This is a genomic window from Solidesulfovibrio sp. DCME (genome assembly GCF_049995385.1).
Taxonomy (GTDB): domain Bacteria; phylum Desulfobacterota; class Desulfovibrionia; order Desulfovibrionales; family Desulfovibrionaceae; genus Solidesulfovibrio.
Genome location: NZ_CP188261.1, coordinates 1,894,556 through 1,912,958 on the forward strand (window position 1 = coordinate 1,894,556; position 18,403 = coordinate 1,912,958).

The 18,403-nt window shown below is 66.5% G+C and carries 12 protein-coding genes; 7 read left to right on the forward strand and 5 right to left on the reverse strand.

Annotated features, from left to right (window positions below; translation table 11 throughout):
* Positions 1 to 35: 35 nt before the first annotated feature.
* A complete protein-coding gene (locus tag ACP59X_RS08135; protein ID WP_428567601.1) occupies positions 36 to 554 on the reverse strand; it encodes a DinB family protein in 519 nt (172 codons plus the stop codon).
* Positions 551 to 2,500, reverse strand: a complete 1,950-nt coding sequence (locus ACP59X_RS08140; protein ID WP_428567603.1) for an ATP-binding protein — start codon at positions 2,498 to 2,500, stop codon at positions 551 to 553. Before ACP59X_RS08140 ends, ACP59X_RS08135 begins: the two co-directional genes overlap by 4 nt.
* A 225-nt stretch (positions 2,501 to 2,725) precedes the next feature.
* Here ACP59X_RS08140 and ACP59X_RS08145 point away from each other — a divergent pair, with 225 nt between their 5' ends.
* From ACP59X_RS08145 to ACP59X_RS08175, 7 genes are all read left to right on the forward strand, one after another.
* Complete coding sequence (locus ACP59X_RS08145; RefSeq protein WP_428567605.1) at positions 2,726 to 3,175, forward strand: VOC family protein; 450 nt, start codon at positions 2,726 to 2,728, stop codon at positions 3,173 to 3,175.
* A 114-nt stretch (positions 3,176 to 3,289) separates the two neighbouring features.
* Positions 3,290 to 6,748 (forward strand): DNA polymerase III subunit alpha, encoded by a 3,459-nt coding sequence (gene dnaE / locus ACP59X_RS08150; RefSeq protein WP_428567608.1) that lies wholly within the window; start codon positions 3,290 to 3,292, stop codon positions 6,746 to 6,748.
* A 400-nt stretch (positions 6,749 to 7,148) separates the two neighbouring features.
* Positions 7,149 to 8,729, forward strand: coding sequence for an ATP-binding protein (locus ACP59X_RS08155; RefSeq protein WP_428567612.1), 1,581 nt, complete (start codon positions 7,149 to 7,151; stop codon positions 8,727 to 8,729).
* A gap of 69 nt (positions 8,730 to 8,798) precedes the next feature.
* A complete protein-coding gene (locus ACP59X_RS08160; RefSeq protein ID WP_428567615.1) occupies positions 8,799 to 9,497 on the forward strand; it encodes a lytic transglycosylase domain-containing protein in 699 nt (232 codons plus the stop codon).
* Positions 9,494 to 9,982 carry a peroxiredoxin gene (locus ACP59X_RS08165; RefSeq protein ID WP_428567618.1) on the forward strand — a complete coding sequence of 163 codons (489 nt, stop codon included), beginning with the start codon at positions 9,494 to 9,496 and terminating at the stop codon, positions 9,980 to 9,982. The genes ACP59X_RS08160 and ACP59X_RS08165 overlap by 4 nt, the downstream gene beginning before the upstream one ends.
* 6 nt (positions 9,983 to 9,988) lie before the next feature.
* Positions 9,989 to 10,978, forward strand: a complete 990-nt coding sequence (locus ACP59X_RS08170) for a radical SAM family protein (protein ID WP_428567623.1) — start codon at positions 9,989 to 9,991, stop codon at positions 10,976 to 10,978.
* Between the two features lie 88 nt (positions 10,979 to 11,066).
* Entirely contained in the window at positions 11,067 to 12,389 is a 1,323-nt protein-coding gene (locus ACP59X_RS08175; protein WP_428567627.1) for an acid sphingomyelinase family protein, read from the forward strand.
* Between the two features lie 451 nt (positions 12,390 to 12,840).
* On the opposite strand, the gene ACP59X_RS08180 is transcribed toward ACP59X_RS08175, so the two are convergent.
* The 3 genes from ACP59X_RS08180 to ACP59X_RS08190 all read right to left on the reverse strand — a co-directional run bounded on the left by ACP59X_RS08180 (position 12,841) and on the right by ACP59X_RS08190 (position 17,971).
* Positions 12,841 to 14,541: an FAD-dependent oxidoreductase gene (locus ACP59X_RS08180; protein ID WP_428567630.1), complete on the reverse strand. Its 1,701-nt coding sequence runs from the start codon at positions 14,539 to 14,541 to the stop codon at positions 12,841 to 12,843.
* Positions 14,542 to 15,656: 1,115 nt separating this feature from the next.
* Positions 15,657 to 16,310, reverse strand: a complete 654-nt coding sequence (locus tag ACP59X_RS08185) for a cytochrome b/b6 domain-containing protein (RefSeq protein ID WP_428567632.1) — start codon at positions 16,308 to 16,310, stop codon at positions 15,657 to 15,659.
* Complete coding sequence (locus ACP59X_RS08190; RefSeq protein ID WP_428567635.1) at positions 16,307 to 17,971, reverse strand: tetrathionate reductase family octaheme c-type cytochrome; 1,665 nt, start codon at positions 17,969 to 17,971, stop codon at positions 16,307 to 16,309. The genes ACP59X_RS08185 and ACP59X_RS08190 overlap by 4 nt, the downstream gene beginning before the upstream one ends.
* Positions 17,972 to 18,403 lie beyond the last annotated feature (432 nt).

The following is an 18,403-nucleotide window of genomic DNA, read 5'->3' on the forward strand; positions in this document are numbered from 1 at the left end:
CGGCCCGAAAAAAGGGCCGTTTCCTGGCGGGCGCGTCAGGCCTGGCCAAGCCCGGCGTAGGTGGCGGTTTCGCGCTCGAAGCCGAGCAGGTCGATGTCCGCCGCCTTGAGGCCATGGGCGCCGAGCAGGCCGTGGATCTGCCCGCGGTGGTGGGTCTGGTGGTTGAAGAAGTGGTCCAGGCAAAGGGCCAGCGGCAGGGCCATGGGCGTGCCGTCGGTGGTGACGTAGGACAGGGTTTCGCCCAGGCGGGCCGCATCGAGGCCGCGGCAGAAGGCCTCGGCCCGGGCTTCCTCGATACGGCAGGCGGCGCGCAGGTCGGCCAGGGCCGGGTAGGGTACGGCGTCCACGCTGGGTACGGGCTGCCCCTGGCCGGTGAAACGGGTCAGCCACAGCCGGTCGGCCAGGACGAGGTGGTTGGCGATGGCGACGATGGAGCCGAAATTGACGGCACTCGGCGCGGCCAGGGTTTCGGGGGCTAGGCTGGCCATGGCGGCGTACAGCCGGGCGTTGGCCCAGGCGTTGTAGCGGCAGCGGGTCGCAAAAAGGGCTTTCATGAGGCGGGATCCTCGGGCTTGCGGCCGGCCTGGGGGCTGGGCCGGGCCTGCCCCAGGACGTGGTCGATGTTTTGGCGCAGTTTGTCGCGGTCCACGGGTTTGGCGATGTAGCCGTCCATGCCGCCAGCCAGGAAGCGTTCCTTGTCGCCGGCCATGGCGAAGGCGGTCATGGCGATGATGGGGATGGCCGCCTTGTCGCCGTATCGGCCAGCGTCGCGGATTTCCCGCGTGGCCTCGATCCCGTCGAGCACCGGCATCTGGATATCCATCAAAATGAGGTCGAAATCCTCTGCGGCGAACCGCTCCACGGCCTCCCGGCCGTTTGGCGCGGTCGCGACCGCGTGCCCCAGTTTTTCCAGCAGATGCCTGCAGGCCAGGGCGCTGATGGTGTCGTCCTCAGCCAGCAGGATGCGCAGGTTCCTGCCGGTAGGCGGGGAATCGGCCTTGTCGTTGGCGGCTGCCGGGACGTCCTTGGCCTCGGGCAGGCGAAGCGGCAGGGACAGGTAGATGGTGGTGCCGCGTCCGGGTTCGCTTTCGATGGCCACTTCGCCCCGCAGCAGCCGGGCGAGTTTGCTGACGATGGACAGGCCGAGCCCCGCGCCCTGGTGGCAGTGGGCGGCCAGGTCGGCGGCCTGGGTGAAGGGTTCGCAGAGTTGCTCGAGAAAGGCGTCGGGGATGCCCGGACCCGAGTCGGACACGGTAAAAAGGACCCGGATGTCGTGGCCGTGTCGGCCGAGGGGGTCGATGGAGACGGTGATGCCGCCCTGGCCGGTGAACTTGATGGCGTTGCCGACGAGGTTGAACAGGATCTGCCGGATGCGCATCTCGTCGCCGATAAGCGTCCGGGGCAGGCCGGGGGCGACCTGGCAGCGCAGCGACAGGCCGGCTTGGCGAGCGGCGCCCTGGAAGATGTCGTCGATGGCGGTGACCAGGGCGCCGGGTTCGAAACGGTCCGTGAAGACCGGCATTTTCCCGGATTCGATGCGCGACAGGTCCAGGATGTCGCTTAACAGCTGGGCCAGGCGTTTCGAGGCGCGCATGGCCGCGGCCAGCAGGTTGCGTTGCTCCTCGACGAGGACGGTGTCTTCCAGGGCCTGGAGCGTGCCCAGGATGCCGTTGAGGGGGGTGCGTATCTCGTGGCTCATGTTGGCCAGGAAGGCGCTCTTGGCCTTGTTGGCCGCTTCGGCCCGCGTGGTGGATTCGATAAGCGCCGCCTCGATGGCCTTGTGGGTGGTGACATCCTGGATGGTGCCGAAGACTTTCCTCGCGGCGGCGTCGAAAACGGCCCGGGAGTGGATGTCGATGATGGCGCCGTCCGTGGGGCGGCGTATCTTGAAGGTCAGGTCGTATTCGCTCCGGTGGGTCAGGAGGTTGCGCAGGGCCTCGTTCAGGGCGCGGCGGTAGGGGGGCAGCGGGATATGCTGGACATCCAGAAGCGAGTAGGGCCCTTCGCCGATACCGTATATCCGCTGGGCCCCTTGCGAGGCGAAAAGCGTGGCGGTGTCGATGTCGACTTCCCAGTTGCCCATGCCGGCGACGCGTTCGGCCCGGGCGAGCCGGCGGCGGCTGTCGGCGAGTTCCCGGGCCTGGGTTTCGATTTCCGCGATGCGCAGCCTGTTTTTCCGTTCCAGCAGGCCCACGAGCACGGCCATGGCCGGCATGGTGGCGAGAAAGACGACGAAGCGGATGATGTCCTGGCCGCGGTAGGCGAGGAACTCCCCTGGTTTGGACCAGTAGAAAAGCAGAAAGGCCAAGGTGACGCCGACGCTTGTCAGGCCCGAGGCCGTGCCGCCGACAAACGAGGACAGGACGATGGCCAGGGAGAAAAACAGCACCGGGTTGGGGATGGTGATCCCTTCCAGGGAGCAGACGGTCAGGATGGCGGCGATGCACACGACGAGCGCCGGACCGGACAGGAATTTCTTCGCGCTTGCGGGCTGGGGCATCTTGGCCTTTGCGTGTGGACGCGCGTTTCGTCGCCGCGACGCCGCCAAGTCTCGCGCCGCCCTTTGCGTATAGCCGAGGAAACGGGAAAACGGAAGCAAGGAACTCGGGAAAGAGGGTGGGTGTTGGGGGGAGCCGTTGGGCATCCCCAACGGCGCGGCCCGGTTGCGCCCGATGCGCCCCTTGGCTATCCTGTGGGCCGCCGCCGCAGCGCCCAAGGAGTTCCCATGTCCATCCGCTATGTCCACACCAACATCATCGCCCGCGATTGGCGCGCCCTGGCCTCGTTTTACGTCCGCCTCTTCGACTGCAAGCCCGTGCCGCCCGAACGGGACCTCTCCGGCGACTGGCTCGACGCGGCCACCGGCATCCACGGCTCGCACATCACCGGCGTCCACCTGCGCCTGCCCGGCCACGGCGACACCGGCCCGACGCTGGAAATCTTCTCCTACGACGCCATGCCCGACCATCCCGAAATCGCCGCCAACACCCCGGGGTTTGCCCACATCGCCTTTCTCGTCGACGACGTGGCGGCCGTGGCCGCGGCCGTGATCGCCGCCGGCGGTGCGGCCGTGGGGGACATCGCCCGCCGCGACGTGCCGGGCGTCGGCCGGTTGTCCTTCCAGTACCTGCGCGACCCCGAGGGCAACATCCTCGAAGTCCAGCGCTGGTCCTGACGCCTGCCTCCGCTTCCCCAACGATATCCGCCCCGTTTCCAGACGGGGTCTTGTGCGCTATGACATCCCCGGCGGGATGTCCCGCGCCGGTCCATTTCTTACCCCCATAGCACCATGCCCGATTTCGTCCACCTGCACTGCCACACCGAATACAGCCTCCTCGACGGGGCTATCCGCATCGGCGACCTCGTCAAGACGGCCGCGTCCTTCGGCTCGCCGGCCGCGGCCATCACCGACCACGGCAACCTCCACGGCGCGCTGATTTTTTACGACACGGCCAAGAAAGCCGGGCTCAAGCCCATTATCGGCTGCGAGGTCTACGTGGCCGACGGCAGCCGCCGCGACCGCGAACCCAAGTCGCCGCGCTACCACCTGGTGCTTTTGGCCCAGAACATGACCGGCTACCACAACCTGCTCAAGCTCGTGACGCTGGGGCACACCGAGGGCTTCCACTACAAGCCGCGCGTGGACAAGGAGCTGCTCGGCAAGTACGGCGAGGGCCTGATCGCCCTGTCGGCCTGCCTCAAGGGCGAGGTCAACCAGAAGCTCCTCAAGCAGGGCAAGGACCGGGCCGTGGCCATGACCCGGGAATACATGGCCCTGTTCCCGGACCGCTTCTACCTGGAGATCCAGGCCAACGGCATTCCCGAGCAGGCCACGGTCAACAATTTCCTCATCGAACTGGCCGACGACCTCAAGCTCCCGCTTGTCGCCACCAACGACTGCCACTACCTGCGGGCCGACGACGCCGAGGCCCACGACATCCTGCTGTGCATCCAGACCGCCGCCTGCGTGGACGACGAAAAGCGCATGCGCTTTACCACCAAGGACCTCTACTACCGCACGCCCGACGAGATGGCCGCCGCCTTTCCCGGCCTGCCGCAAGCCCTGGCCAACACCTGCGAGATCGCCGAGCGCATCGACCTGTCGCTCAAGTTCGGCGACTACCATTTCCCGGTCTACAAGACCCCGCCCGGCAAGTCCCTGGACGACGTCATGGCCGACATGGCCCGGGCCGGCCTCACGGACCGGCTGGCCAAGATGCCGGAAGCCGAGCCCAAAAAATACTGGGACCGCCTGGAGCTCGAACTCGACGTCATCAAGCAGATGGGCTTCCCGGGCTATTTCCTCATCGTCCAGGACTTCATCAACTGGGCCAAGGACCACGGCATCCCGGTCGGCCCGGGTCGCGGCTCGGCGGCTGGGTCGCTGGTCGCCTATGCGCTGCGCATCACCAACCTCGACCCGCTGCCCTACGATCTGCTCTTCGAGCGCTTCCTCAATATCGAACGCGTGAGCATGCCCGATATCGACGTCGATTTCTGCGAGCGCCGCCGCTACGAGGTCATCCGCTACGTCACCGAGCGCTACGGCGAGGACGCCGTGGCGCAAATCACCACGTTCGGCACCATGAAGGCCAAGGCCGTGGTGCGCGACGTGGGCCGGGCGCTGGGCATGACCTTCGGCGAGACCGACCGCATCGCCAAGCTCATCCCCGAAGAGCTCAAGATGACCATCGACAAGGCGCTCGAGCGCGAGCCGGAACTCAAGGCGCTCATGCGCACCGACCCCCGCATCGCCCGCCTCATCGACGTCTCCCGCCGCCTGGAGGGCCTGGCCCGACACGCCTCCACCCACGCCGCCGGCGTGGTCGTCTCCGACACGGCCATGACCGAGTACGTCCCGCTGTACAAGGGCAAGAACAACGAAACCGTGACCCAGTGGGACATGAAGCGGGTGGAGAAGGCCGGGCTGGTCAAGTTCGACTTCCTGGGCCTCAAGACCATGACGGTCATCGACGATGCCCTGAAAATCATCAAGGAGATGGGCGCCGAGCCGCCGGACCTGGACACCCTGGCGCTGACCGACGAGAAAACCTACGAACTCTTCGCCAAGGGCGACACCGACGGCATCTTCCAGGTGGAAAGCCAGGGCATGCGCAAATACCTGCGGATGCTGAGGCCCAACTGCTTCGAAGACCTGATCGCCATGCTCGCCCTCTACCGCCCCGGGCCGCTCGGGTCGGGCATGGTCGAGCAGTTCATCCGCCGCAAGCACGGCGAGGACCCGGTCGTCTATCCCCACGACCTCCTGGAGGAGACCTTGAAGCCGACCTACGGCGTCATCGTCTACCAGGAACAGGTCATGAAGATCGCCCAGGTGCTGGCCAGCTTTTCACTCGGCGCCGGCGACCTGCTGCGCCGGGCCATGGGCAAGAAAAACGCCGAAGAGATGGCCAAGCAGCGCGGCTTTTTCGTCGACGGCTGCGCCGGCAACGGCATCGAGGCCAAAAAGGCCAACGAGATCTTCGACTTGATGGAGAAGTTCGCCGAGTACGGCTTCAACAAGTCCCACAGCGCCGCCTACGCCCTCATCTCCTACCACACGGCCTATTTGAAGGCCCATTACCCGGTGGCCTTCATGGCGGCGCTGATGACCTCGGACATGGAAAACCAGGAAAAGCTCCTGCAATACATCGCCGCCTGCCGCGACAACGACATCACGCTGCTGCCCCCGGACGTCAACGCCGGCCATCCCCACTTTTCCGTCAAGGACAACAAGATCCTCTACGGCCTGGCCGCCGTCAAAAACATCGGCCGCGACGCGGTGCTCGAAATCGTGGCCGAACGCGAGCAGAACGGCCCCTTCAGCTCGCTGCTCGATTTTTCCACGCGCGTGAACCGCAAGATCACCAAGCGCGTCATCGAATACCTCATCAAATGCGGGGCCTGCGACGGATTTGGCTGTTCGCGGGCCGGGCTTTTCGCCGGCCTCGACCAGGCCGTGGCCGTGGGCCAGAAACGGGCGGCCGACAAGAACGACGGCCGGCTGTCGCTCATGACGCTCGTGCCCGAAAAGCCCAAACCCACCACGGGCCTGGGGCTTGCCTGCCCCGAGGCGGACATGCCCGAATGGCTCCACGAGGAGATGATGGGCTTCGAAAAGGAAGCCCTGGGCTTCTACCTGACCAGCCATCCGCTTCTGGCCTACGAGCGCGACCTGCGGGCCATGCGCACGACCACGCTCGCCCAGTGCGCCGGCATCGAGCCCGGCGTCGAGGTGAAAGTCGCCTGCATCTGCGTCTCCACCAAGGAAATCATCACCAAAAAAGGCCAGAAAATGGCCTTCTGCAAGCTGGAGGACCACCTGGGCGGCGAGGCCGAGGTGGTGGTCTTCTCGGACTGCTACGCCGAATGCCGGGACCACCTGACCGGCGACGCGCCGCTTTTCCTCACGGCCAAGATCGGCCAGTCCGAAGACGCCCAGGCCGAAGGCAAGAAACTCATCAAGCTGCAAGCCGTGCGCATCGACCCCCTGGCCAAGATCATCGGCGGCAGCGAGGAGCCCGTGGAGGTGGTCCTGGCCTGCCCCGAGGAGACGCCCGTGCCCCTCGACCCCCTGGCCGACATCCTGCGCCGCTATCCCGGCCCCTGCACCGTGCACCTGATCCTGTCCCTGCCCAAGGCCGTGTGCCGGCTGCGCCTGGGGCATGGCTACGGGGTCAAGCGCTGCCCGGAACTGCGCCGGGAACTGGACGACTTCGAGCACGGCCTGACGCCGGCGCGGCGGTAGGGGTGAAGCGGGGGGGGAGAGAAGAGAGAAGATGCCTCCGGCGGCCGGGGGGCATGATGCCCCCCGGACCCCCTCGACGGTGCGGGTGAAAAAGCGGTCGGGAACGTCGGGCGGCGGGGCGTCGGTCGTTGTGGTGCCGGAAATGGGCCTTGCGACACTGGCCGCAAAGCCGGCCAGCACGCAAGGCCCATTTCCGGCACCACGGGCGCCAGCGGCGAAGCGCCGCAGGTGAAGAGTTTTACAATGAGGAAGCAGCGGATTTGCCGTTTGTCTTCCTGGAACCTTTTGTTGGGGCGGCGCGGTGGTGCCGGCTGGCTTTGCAGCCGGCACCACCGCGCCGCCCCCATCAAGGGGGTACGGGGGGGATTATCCCCCCCCGGCCGCCGGAGGCATCTTTCCTATGCAACGCAAGGTGATCGGCTACGTATCGGCGGTGGAGGGGCCGGAGGTGACGGTGGTGCTCGATCCTCTCGTCGCCGGCGAGGTGGCCCTGGGCGACATGGCGGTCATCGCCTCCCAGCGGTCCATGGTGTTCGGGTTGGTCCAGGCCTTGTCCATCCCGTCACCGTCGGGCAGGCCCGAGGCGGCGGACCGGCACCTGGCCCGGCTGGCCCTTTTGGGCGAGAGCATGGGGCCGGAGTGCGAGGAATTCACCTTTACGCGCGGCGTGACGGTCAGCCCCCGCCTGGGTGGGCCGGTCAAGCTGGCCGTGACGGGCGACCTGGCCCGCATCTACGCCAAGCCGGCCAAATCCAGCGTGCGCATCGGCAGCCTGCACCAGGACCCGGACGTGCCGGCCTTCATGGTGGTGGACGATTTCCTGGGCAAGCATTTCGCCGTGCTCGGCACCACCGGCTCGGGCAAGTCCTGCACCGTGGCCGTGCTTTTGCGCACCGTCCTCGACGCCCATCCCGAGGGCCACATCGTGCTGCTCGACCCCCACGACGAGTACGCGGCCGCCTTCGGCGACCGGGCCGAATCCGTCACCCCCGACACCCTGGCGCTGCCCTATTGGCTGCTCGACTTCGAGGAGATGGTGCAGGTTTTTTGCAGTTCCGAGCGGCCCTACCGCGAGGTCGAGGCCAACATCCTCAAGGAATGCGTGCTGGCGGCCAAGGCTGAGTACTGGCGCGGCGCCGGGGGCGACGAGGCCGGGCTGACCATCGACACGCCCACGCCCTACCGGCTGGCCCGGGTGACGGAGCTGCTCAAAATCGGCATGGGCCGCCTGGACAAGCCCGAAAGCTCCATTCCCTACCTGCGCCTGACGGCCCGTTTCGACGCCCTGCGCCGGGACCGGCGCTTCGCCTTCATGTTCGGCCAGCTCACCATCGAGGACAACATGGCCGCGGTGCTGTCGCGGTATTTGCGCCTGCCGGCCGGGGGGCGGCCGCTGACCATCTTCAACCTGGCCGGCGTGCCGGCCGAGATCGTGGACGTGGTGGTTTCGGTGCTGTGCCGACTGATCTTCGATTTCGCCCTGTGGGCCGAGCGGGGCCGGGGCGTGCCGGTGCTGCTGGTGTGCGAGGAAGCCCACCGCTACGTGCCGCGCGACTCCGCCGCCGCCTTCGGCCCCACGCGCCGGGCCTTGTCGCGCATCGCCAAGGAGGGCCGCAAGTACGGCGTTTCCCTGGGCCTGGTCACCCAGCGGCCCTCGGAAATCTCCGAGACGGTGCTGTCCCAGGTCAACACCCTCGTGTCGCTGCGCATGAGCAACGAGCAGGACCAGGTGTTCGTGCGCCGGGCCATGCCGGAAAACGCGGCCGGCCTGCTGTCGACCCTGCCGGCGCTGCGCACCCAGGAAGCGGTGGTGGTGGGCGAGGGCGTGCCCGTGCCCATGCGCATCCGGCTGCGCGACCTGGCCGACGACGAGCGGCCGCGCAGCGACACGGCGCGATTTTCCGCCGTTTGGAGCCGGCCGTGTAACGACACGGCCTTTATCGACGACACCATCGACCGCTGGCGGCGTCAGGTTCGCTGACCCCGTTTCTTGTCAATCCCTGGCGAAGAAGGTAGGGGCAAGGGGTACGTCGCCAAGGAGCCCTGTTCCATGCGTCCAAGTTCGGCGGCCGTGGCCGCCATGCTGCTTTGCCTTCAGACCGTGCCGGCCCTGGCGGCCGGTCCGAAAATGGCGACCGCGCCCATGCCGGTCACGGAGATCCATGGCCTGGCCCTGCCCGATCCCGTGGCCGCGGCCAAGCGTGACGCTTCCCTGCGCCAGACCGGCCGCCGGTTCGACGGGGGCGCGCCCGTGGCCTGTCGCTATCCGGCGCTCATCGAGGACAAGAAACTGTTGCGCCTGGTCAACATCCACAGCCGCAAAAACGGCCTCGACCCGCGCCTGGTCTATGCCGTCATCGAGCAGGAATCCCGTTTCAACGCCTGCGCCGTCTCGCCCAAGGGCGCCCAGGGCCTGATGCAGATCATGCCCGACACCCAGAAGCTCCTGGGCCTGACCGAGCCCTTCGACCCCGAGCGCAACATCGCCGCCGGCACGCGCTACCTCAAGGCCATGCTGGACAAGTTCCGCACCGAGGTCATGGCCCTGGCCGCCTACAACGCCGGCCCGGGCGCCGTGGCCCGGCACGGCGGCGTCCCCCCCTTTGACGAGACACGGGATTATGTGCTCAAGGTGGTGGACCGCTATTTCTACTTGCGTCAACGGTATCCCGTGGAAGATATCGACGTGATCCACAAGCAGCTGGCCGCCACGGACCTGCCGTCCCCGGCCGCAGCGGAGCGACCATGAGCGACGAACCCTGGCCCAAGCCCGGCGACCCCGCCCCGGGTTTCTCCCTGCCCGACGCCACCGGCGCGGTCCATTCCCTGGCCGATTTCGCCGGCCGGTACCTGGTCCTGTATTTCTACCCCAAGGACGCGACCAGCGGCTGCACCACCGAGGCCCTGGAATTTTCGAACCTGTTGCCGCGATTCGCCGACCTGGGCGCGGCCGTGGTCGGCGTGAGCCGCGACAAGCCGGCCTCCCACGCCAAATTCATCGAGAAAAACGACCTCAAGGTCCTGCTGCTTTCCGATCCCGAGCTTGTGGCCCACAACGCCTATGGCGTGTGGCGGATGAAAAAGGCCTGCGGCAAGGAGTGCCTGGGCACGGTGCGCTCCACCTTCCTCATCGACCCCGCCGGCGTGGTTGGCCAGGCCTGGCCCAAGGTGGCCAAGGCGGCGGGCCATGCCGCCGACGTCCTGACCGCCCTGGCGGCGCGGACCAAAGGCTGACGCCGCATGTCCCTGGCTGTCACGCGCCTGCGCTCGGGCGGGCTCATCGCCACCTACCGGTGTCAAAGCGCTTGCCCGCATTGCCTCTATCGCGGCGGTCCGGCCCGGGCGCCCGAGTACATCGACCAGGGCATGGCCACGGAGCTTTTCGCCAAGGCCTTGTCGCTGGGGGCCACGGCCATGCATGTGGGCGGCGGCGAGCCCCTGGCCGATCCGCTTTCCCTGGCCGGCGTGCTGGCGGCGGCGGCCGAAGCCGGCATGCCCATCGAATACGTGGAGACCAGCGGCTCCTGGTTCGAGGATGCAGGCGAAGCCGCGGAGATCCTGGCCGAACTGGGTTCCATGGGCCTTTCCCGCCTGCTGGTGTCCATCTCGCCCATGCACAACGGCTTCATTCCCCTGCGCAAGACCCTGGGGACCATCGAGGCGGCCAGGCGCGCCGGCCTGGAGGTCCTCCCCTGGCAGGAGCATTTCCTGGGCGATTTGCGGGCCTTCGACCCGGACACGACCCATCCCTTCCGGGAGTACCTGGAGCGGTTCGGGCCGGACTACCCGGGGCGGATCCTGGAGCGCGTCTGGATCCATCTGGGCGGGCGGGCCTTCGACCTGTTCGGCCCGGTCCTCGGCCGCAAACCGGTGGCAATGGTCCTGGCCGGCGCCTCGGCCGACTGCCGGGGGGAACTCACCGACGCCAGCCATTTCCACATGGACCTCTACGGCGACTACACGCCGGGCCTGTGTTCGGGGCTGGCCATCCGGGTCAAGGACCTGGGCGAGCCGCTGGACCCGGAATTCTACCCCATCCTGTCCACCCTGGCCGAATCCGGCATCCGGGGGCTCTACGACTACGCCGCCAACCTCGAGGATTTCACGGCCAGCCCCGAGGGCTACGTGAACAAGTGCGAACTGTGCCAGGACATCCGCCGCCACCTCTCCGAGCGTGGCTGGTTCGAGTCCACGGAACTGGCCCCGGCGGAATTCTACGCCCTGCCGTAAGCCTCGCCGCCCTTGACACTTCGCAGCGAACCGGCGAGACAGCCCAATCCCCAGACGGTGCAGCCGGGCCTCCCGGTGGGAAGGGCATATGGCCAGCGCGGGCAACTCGGGTACGGTTCTCCTTTTTTCCGACGTGCACTTCGACCCCTTTGCCGACCCGTCCCTGGTGCCGGCCCTGGCCGCCGCCGACGTGTCGGCCTGGAAGGGCATCCTGGCCGCGTCGGGCAGTACCGCCTATTCGGCCTATGGCAGCGACAGCAACTACGCCCTGTTCGAATCGGCCCTCGACGACATGGCCGCCCGGGCCGGCAACGTCTCCGTCATCATTTATCCCGGCGACATCCTCGGCCATGATTTCCCGGCGGATTACGCCGCCCTGACCGGCGACACGAGCCAGGCCGGCCTGGGCGCCTTCGCCCAAAAGACCGTCCAGTTCTTCGTCAGCGAGGTGGACAGCCGCTTCTCCAACGCCACGGTGCTCGTGGCCGACGGCAACTGCGACACCGACAACCTGCTCGGCAGCATCGGCGCCCGGCCCGGCGACGCCTACCTCGTCAATTCGGCCCCGGTCATCGCCCAGGCCTTTTTCAACAACGACGCGGACCGGGCGGCCTTTGCCACCAGCTACGCCATGGGCGGCTACTACGCCGTGGAGCCCGACGGGCCGACGGGGCTCAAGTACGTCGTGCTCAACGACAACCTCTGGATCAGCGAGTACGACGACCCGGGGCCGGGCATGGTGGAACTGGCCTGGTTCGCCGGGGAATTGGCCGAATCGGCCGCGAATTTCCAGAAAGTCTGGGTCGTGGCGCACATTCCGGTCGGCGCCGATGACACCATGGTCGTCGACGCGGCCGGGCAGACCGGGCAGTACACCTATTCGGGCATGCTCGACGACGGCTTCAACAACGCGTTCGTCTCCCTGGAACTGGCCTATTCGGGGACCATTGCCGCCACCTTCGCCGGCCACACCCACAACGACGATTTCCGGCTCCTTGTGGCCGACGACGGCTCGGGCGCGGCCAGCCTCATGCGCATCGCCCCGTCGATCTCGCCGGTTTTCGGCAACAATCCCGGCTATCAGGTCTACACCTACGACACCGGGACCTATGCCCTGCTCGACGAGACCACCTACACCCTCGACCTCCAGTCGGCCACGCCCACCTGGGGCAAGGAATACACCTACAGCGAGGCCTACGGCCAAAGCCTGGCCACGCCCGGGGAATGGCTGGCCGTGTACGGCGAAATCCTGTCCAACCCGGTCAGCCAGGCCGCCTACCTGGACAACCTCTACCAGGGCGCCACGGCCGAGAGCCCCGTAACGGCCGCCAACGCCATGGTTTTCACCCTGGCCCCCGGCCTGGTCACGCCAGGCGCCTTCAACGCCGTCACCGCCGTGCTGGCCGGCTAGCACTACGTGTCTTGAAGCATACGAGGGTATTTTTCAGGAACACATAATGCTGCGAGGTTGCTGCCCTTCAAACGGAGGGCTCGTTCTTCGTGGCGCGACTCGTGGCAGACGGCGGTCGCAAAGAAGCGGCCGTCCGGGCACCGGCCTGGCCGTGGGGCCAGGTGTTGCGGGCGGCCGTCCGCGTGCGCGCACGGCGAAGGGTAGTCGCGCTCGAAAAAGCTCGGGTGGCAGACCGGCCGTCCGCGTGCGCGCACGGCGAAGTGCGCGGCGTGATCATGGAGGCCGTGGGGCCTGACGCTTCGGGGGGCCGGCCGCGTGCGGCGACGCGGCCGGCTGGATACGGCCCCGAGTGTCGCGTCCTCGAAGAGGACATTTGCTTGTTCAAATACAACGCCAAGGAATAATTATTTTTTCTTAAAAAATACGATCGTATTTTTTAAGGGGCGCAACACTAGGCCGTTTTCTCCTTCTTCCAGTACGGATGGGCCAGGTCCTCGAAGGCCGACAGCGCGGCCGTGGAGCCGTCGCCCACGGCCGTGACGATCTGGCGGGCGCCGCCCGTCACGTCGCCGGCGGCGTAGATGCGCGGAATCGACGTGCGCTTGGCCCGGTCGGTCCGGATGAAGCCGTCGGCGTCGAGCGTCAGCCCCAGTTCCTCGGCAAGGGCCGTATTGGGCAAAAGCCCGATGGCCACGAAGACCGCGTCGGTTTCCACCAGCGACTCCGTTTCATCCACGACGTTTTTGACCTTGACGCCCGTGACCTTGTTGTCCGCGCCGACGATCTCCGTCACCACGGCATTGAGCAAGGTCTTGACGCCTTCCTTGGCCAGGGTGTCGACGAGGTGCTTCTCGGCCCGGAACTCGCCGCGCCGGTGGATGACCGTCACGTCCACGCCGAGGTTTTTGAGGTGCAGGGCGTCGGTGAGGGCCGTGTTGCCGCCGCCCACCACCACCGCCTTCTTGTCGCGGTAGAGGTAGCCGTCGCAGGTCGAACAGTAGCTGACGCCAAAGCCGAAATAGCGCTCCTCGCCCGGCACGTCGAGCTTCTTCCAGGTCGCGCCCGTGGCCAGGATCAGCGCCCGGGCCACGTACACGGCCTTGCTCGTGTAGACCTCCACGTGCTTGCCGATCTTGACCTCGTCGATGCCCTCGCCCTCGCGCACGTCGGCGTAGCCCCGGGCCTGGTCGGCGATCATCTCCATCAGCCGCTTGCCCGCCACGTTGGCGAAGCCGGGGTAGTTCTCCACCACCGGGGTCAGGGCCACCTGGCCGCCGATGACGTTTTTCTCCAGCACCACGGCGGAAAGGCCGCTGCGCACGGCGTACATGGCCGCGGTCAGGCCCGCCGGGCCGGCCCCGGCCACCACCACGTCCACTTCTTCCACGGCCAGCCCGCCGCCCGGCTCCATGCCCAGGCCGCGTTGGCTCGCCACGAGGTCCTCGGCGCTTTTGAGCGTCACCAGCTCCACCACGAAGCGTTCCTCGGGCACCAGCCCCAACACCGAGAAATCGTCATTGATGAAGGTGTGCGGCACCGAACCCACATGGAACTTGTCGGCCAGGGCCGGGTGCTGGGAGCTGTCCACGCACTCGGCCGACACGAGGTCGGGCCGCTCCATGGCGCAGTGGAAGGCATGGGCCACCTGGCCCGGGCAGTACGGGCAGGCCGGATTGACGAACACCCGGACGTGGCGTTTCTCCTCCAGCTCGCCAAGCAGTTGCCGGCTGATCTGGCCCAGGCCGCTGTTGCCCACGGAAAGGCGCATGATGGTTTCGATCAGCGTGCGCGCCTCCTCGCCAAGGGGCGCGCCCAGGTAGCGGATCTTGCACCGGTCCGGGGCCAGCAGTAGGGTCGGCGAGAAATCCACGCCGTACAGCTTGGCCACGTCGCTTTCCAGCGCCTCGAATCGGGTCGTGATCTTGGGCGTGATTTCCGACAGTTCCCGGCAAAGCGAAACCATGAAGTCGTTATAGGGCGCGTTTTGCTTGGGGTCGGTAAAGACGACAAGCTCGACCGGCTCCTGCATCGGCTCGAAGAACTTGGTCAATTCGGCCAGGTTGTCCTCGGGGATCAACCGCTTGGGCTTGGCCGGTTTCGTTGCTTTGGTATCATTGGTCTTTTTTTTCTTGTCGCTTCCGAAAAGGGCCATCGCGCCCCTCCTTGCAAGCAATTTTCGGACAGGGTCGTCCATGATGTAGCCCAAGGCGGCCAATTGTGCAAACAGACCAGGGTGACAAGCCACGATTTCCCTTGCCGGACGGCAAAAAAAGCATAGAACAAAAACCAGGGAACCAGGGAGTTCCGGTCCGGGGGGGCCGGGAGAAACAGGGGGAGAAGGCCATGAAGGATGCCCTTTACGCGGCGGTCTTGGTCTTTTTTGCGGCCGTCATGCTGCTTTTTCCATCGGCGTGGGAACCACTCACCGAAGCCGAAGCCAAACAACTCGACGAGGAACGTTGACGGGAACGGCCACGGGAACGTTGCCCGGTGCCGGGAATGTTGCCGGGAACGGCAACGGGATTGGCTACGGGTACGGGAACGGCAACGGGGCCCATCGCATGCCTCCGGCGGCCAGGGGCTTTGCCCCTGGACCCCACCAGGCGAGGCGCCGCCTCTCCTGGACCTCTCCGCTGGGGGCGTGACGCCCCCCAGGCCCCCCCGTCGGCGTGGGCGGGCGGGAAGGCTATGGGCACCGGGGCGTCGGACGTGCGCGGCGTGGGCGGCGTGAGCGGCGCGAAGATGCGAGGCCGCAATTGCCCCTTTCGATGCCGTCGCTTCGCTCCTGGCTCGAAAGGGGCAATTGCGGCCTCGCCCAGCCGTCGGCCCTTCGGGCCGAGGGGTCTGGATTTTTTTGCTTTGGAAGCCTCTTGAAAGGCTCTTGCGCTTCTTGTGCGGCGGTTACAGACGTCCACCGGTTTTCTCTTCCCATACGGCGCTTCGCCAAATACGGGCAGAGGGCGGCGCAAGCCAACAGATTCCATTCTTTCCATGCGGCGCTTCGCCGCTGGCGCCCGTGGTCGCGCAATGGGGCCTGCCGTGCTGGCCGGCTTTACGGCCAGTGTCGGCAGGCCCCATTGCGCGACCACAACGGCCGACGTCTCGCCGCTCACCATTCCCGACCCATCCTCCATCCGCCCCCATCGGGGTGGTCCAGGAGGGGCCCTCGGCCCCTCCTGGCCGCCGGAGGCATTCGCCTTTTCCCGTGTGCCGCACAACACAGGTTCAGCCACACAACAGTCTTACACCTTACTCACCCTACACGCCTTACGCCGCCCGTTTCTCCCAGTCCTGGGGCTTCTCGGCCGTCGCCTCCTCCCAGCCCGTGACCATGGCGCGCATGTGGGCCAGGGGGGTGTGCCCGGTGGTGGTCATGTAAATATGGACCACCAGGAAGGCGAGGATGGCAAAGGCGCCGATGAGGTGGGCCAGGGCCACGCTGGAGAGGTGCAAGCCGGCCAGCCCCAGGCTGGGCCAGTCGTTATAGAGGTAATACAGCAGCCCGGTGGCCATCATGAAGGGCAGCAGGATGGCGGCCAGAGTCAGGTAGGTCAGGCGCTGGAGGGGGTTGTGCTTGGCGTCGGGCGTCTTGGGGCAGGGGTGGGGCTGGCCGAGGAAGATGCCGTAGGCGTAGAAGCGCATGACCTCGAACATCTTTTTGGTCGTCGGCACGTACTGTTTCCATTCGCCGGTGGTGGCCACCCAGAAGACGAAGAAGGCGAAGGCGATGAGCCAGGCCACGCCGAGGAAAGCGTGGACGGCCACGGCCCGCTTGAAGCCGAGCAGCGAAAAGGAGCCGTGGACCTCGAAGCCCGTGACCAGCAGGCTTATGATCAATGCCGCCTGCAGCCAGTGCCAGAAGCGTTCGTAGCGGGTGTAGAGGTAGAACATGGCGCCGTTTCCGTTGGTGTTGCCGTTCATTGTCCATTCCTCCTTTTGCGCGAAACCAGCCGCATGATGCCGTGGCCGCACACGGCCACGAAGGCTGCGCCGACGGCGAACCAGCCCACGGACGTGACGGCGGCGTGGACGTCGCGGCCGGGGATGTAGACGCCGGGCAGCCCCTCGAGGCGGCCGTCCACGGCGTGGCACTGCTGGCAGGGTACGACGTTTTCCTTGGGCGCGACCATGTGGGTGATGGGGAAGAAGTATTCCGTTTCCACGAAGCCGACTTCGCCGGAAAACGGCAGGTCGACGTATTGCATGCCGGCGGTGACGGCGTTTTTCCAATCGTAGCCGGTCCAGTAGGCATTGGGGTCCTTGGGGCCGAACAGGTGGGGAATGACCATGGTGGCGCCCATCGGATCGAAGGGCTGTTTTCCGGTGTGGCGCTTGAATGGCATGATGCGGGCCTGGGGATCGTCCGGCGAGCCGGCGGGGTGGTTGAGGGCGACGATGCGCGTCGGGTCCACGGTGTCGGTGACGAGCATGTTGCTCATGGCCCCGTTGAACCAATAGTAGGCCGGGGTGACGTTTTTCTCCCAGACGAAATCGCCCTTCTTGGTGTCGTAGACGGGCTTGCCGTAGGGACCATCCTTTTTGAACGGCTTGCCTTCGGCGTTTTTCTTTCCGGCGGTGGACCAGTCCCAGGACATCTTGGTGGGCAGCACCCGGGCGAACTCCGGAATGTGGCAGGACTGGCAGGCGACCTTGTCGGTGTGGTCGTTGGCCTTGGCGTCGCGCTTGTGGGGCTTTTGGCCGTGGCAGGATTCGCAGGCGATCTTGGAGGCCAGGTCGGCCTCGGTGAGGCTGATGCGTTCGGGCGCGGCCGGGGAGGTGTAGAGCCGGCCGGCGATCTGGTGTTCCTTGGTGGTGTGGCAGCGCTGGCAGGTGAAGTTGAGGCCCTCGGCGTCCATGTGCACGTCCAGGGACTTTTTGGGCATGCCCATGGAGCTGTCGAGGTCGCCGTGCTTCACGCCGTCGCTGCCGCCGCCGTAGAAGTGGCAGGCGCCGCAGTTGAGGCGGTCGGGCCGGCCGACCTTGCCCAGGATGACCTTGTAGTCCGGCGGCAGGTAGGTGACGCCGTCTTCGGGGAAGACCGTGGGCTCGGTTGCGGGATAGCCGGCCTTGGTGGGGAATTTCTTGTAGGTATGGGTGGTGTCGTGGCAGACCAGACAGTCGATGCGGTCGTTGGAGGCGAAATCGAAATCCTTGTCCTTCCAGCCGTAGCCGATGTGGCAGGAGGTGCAGCGCGGCTCGTTGGAGGGCACGGCGATGCAGAAGTTGTTGATGGTCTTACCGTATTTGCCCATGGACTTGCCGTCGCCGCAGGTGGGGCAGATCCAGGTCCAGTGGATGGAGTGGTGGATCTGTTCGGCTGTCAGGGTATGGCAGGACAGGCAGGCGGCCGTGACCTCCTCGGGCTTGGCGAAGTCCTTTTTGAGGGCTTCGAATTTGGAGTGGTCGGCCGTGGTCCAGCGGGCGCCCGGGGCGGCGACGGCGCTGCGGGCCAGTTGTCGGCCCGGGGCCTTTTCGGGTTCCTGTTCGGCCGCCGGCAGGGCGGCCGGCAGGCCGCACAGGGCGGCCATGGCCAACATGGCCAGGGCGCCAAGGACGTTTCGGGCGCGGATTCGTTGTCGCATGTTCCCTCCTCGCTTCCGGGCCGGCCTGGTGGCCGGGCCCGGTCGGAAGCGCCACCCGCGAATAGCGGCGGTTCCTGGTTTCGTGAACAAAAGCACGGACCATGCCAGGTGCGGTGAGGAGGATAACCCATGGCACGCGTTGATTTTGTTGAGGAATTGTTTTCCCGTTTCAAGTCGATGAAAAATACGGCCTGTCAGGTGCGTAAATAGATGGGCAACTGCTTAAGCGGTTGCGCAATACGACGGCCGGGCACGGGCCAGGGTGGGGCGGGCGGGATGCAGCCCAGAAAAAGGCCGACGGCGCACGGTCGTCGGCCTGGGTGGGCGCAGTGGAAAAGGGGCCTGTTGGCCCGGCAAGGCCAAAACGGTGGCCGTGACGACCGGGCCGGGCGCGGGAGGGTTTGCGTCGCCTCCTCGAAGAGGTCCCTGCCG